Raw genomic sequence first — 1,867 nt, 5'->3', positions numbered from 1 at the left:
GGATGCCGTCGTGAGCACGCAGCACGAGCGTCGGCAGCTCACCGCCCGCCCCCGGCACGATGCCGGAGGCGGATGCGGTGGCCCACTCGAGACGCACGCCGGCGACGTCGATCCGCAGGGGCCAGCGCCCGATCACACCGCTCGGGATGTCGATCGGGCGGTCGGGCACCACGAGGTCGCCGGCGGCGAACGGGATGCGGAACTGCACCCCGGTCGATCCCGCGAGCGGCTCGAAGAGGAACCCGCGCGACCCGTCGCTGCGCACGGCCCAGCGCAGCGACTCGAGATCGTGCACGTCGACGGGCGCACCGTCGGGAAGGCAGCTGAAGGTGTCGGCGAGGAACGGGCCGAACGCAGCGAGGAAGGCGTTGTGGTCGCGGAGCACGCCCAGGCTCGGGCCCGGCCGACCGGTCGCACCGAGGGCTGCCTGGAAGTCGTAGTCGAAGCGCGGCAGGTCATTCGGATACCCCGACGCGAGACTCTCCTGCAGTCCGTCGTCCGGATTCACCCCTCCCGCATACATGTAGAAGCCCTGCCACGCCGAGCCGTTGCCGATCTTCACGTTTGCGAGCGCTGCGATGTCCCGACCTCTGGCGATCGGACGACGGTGATACGCCGTCGCCATGCCACCGCCCAGCTCGCACGTCGACGGCGGGAACTCCGGATCGATCGGCCGGACCACGATCTCGGCGTCCTCCTCGCGGAAGTCGCCACCCACCCCCGGGTCATCCCAGACGTGCGTGAACCGGAAGTGGTCGCGGAAGCTGTCGTCCCAGGTGGACCCCTGTCCGGCCCAGAACCCGTCGGCGTACCCGCTGTAGAGCGGGAAGACGTCGTGCGCGGGAAGGATCGCGCCGCCCCACGCCGTGGCCGTCCACAGCGGCGCCGAGAGACCGGCCTCCTGGGCGATGGTCTTCAGAGTCGCGATGTGCTCGGGCCGGTCGTGCAGCTCGTTCTCGAGCTGGATGCCGACGATCGGACGGTCCGGTCCGCAGAACGGTCGCACCTGATCGGCGATGCTGCCGTACCAGCCGCGCACCAGATCGAGGTACTCCGCGTCGTTCGTGCGCGCTCGGCCGCCGAGTGCCGCGACCACCCAGTCCGGGTGCCCACCGTGACGGACCTCGCCGTGACACCAGGGGCCGATCCGGATGATCACGTCGATGCCCACCCGCTCCGCCGTCTCGAGGAACGCCGCTATGTCGAGGTCGCCGTCGAAACGCACACGACCGCGCTCGCGCTCGTGATGGATCCAGAAGACGTACGTCGACACCGACGTGAGACCGGATGCCACGAGCAGCCGCAGCTCCTCCTCCCACCGCCTGCGCGGGATGCGACTGAAGTGCAGCTCGCCGGTGACGGGCACAGTGGGCGCGCCGTCGATCTCGATCCATCGGCTCGTGAGACGCAGCCGCTCGTGCGGGTCCTCGGTGTTGCTCATGGCCGGCTCGATGAGCGGCGGCCGATCGTCGCGCAGCGTGAGAGTCCGCAGGGTCGACGTCGCGGGCATGATTCTCCTTCGAAGGCCGTGGCGTGCTCCCCCGAGCCTACGGATCTCCGGCGGCGATCGATGACGGAACACCTGTCACGTCATGTACCGGCGGCCCTGCGGCCGGATGCTTGCACGGCATGCGCAGCCGTGCGAAGATCCGACCGCATGCCGCGTCCGAGACGGCGTGCTCCACTCCGACGAGGGAGATCGCGATGAGGTCACAGCGTTCAGGTCTGGGCGGCCGCATCGCCGTCGCGATCGTCGTCGCGGCCGCCCTGGCCGGGTGCACGGCGCAGGAGGCAGACGAGCCCGCGCCCGCCTCCTCCACCGCGCAGCCTGCCCCGTCGGCATCCGCGTCGGCCTCCGCCGACATCC

Annotated in this window: 1 protein-coding gene; it reads right to left on the bottom strand. The window is 70.5% G+C overall.

Annotated features, from left to right (window positions below; all coding sequences use genetic code 11):
- A partial coding sequence (locus RTM68_RS18550; protein WP_312173790.1) for a beta-galactosidase occupies positions 1 to 1,510 on the bottom strand: 1,510 nt, incomplete at its 3' end.
- Positions 1,511 to 1,867 lie beyond the last annotated feature (357 nt).

The organism is Microbacterium sp., from assembly GCF_031988965.1.
Lineage (GTDB): Bacteria > Actinomycetota > Actinomycetes > Actinomycetales > Microbacteriaceae > Microbacterium.
This window is presented reverse-complemented; position numbering and strand designations above follow the sequence as displayed.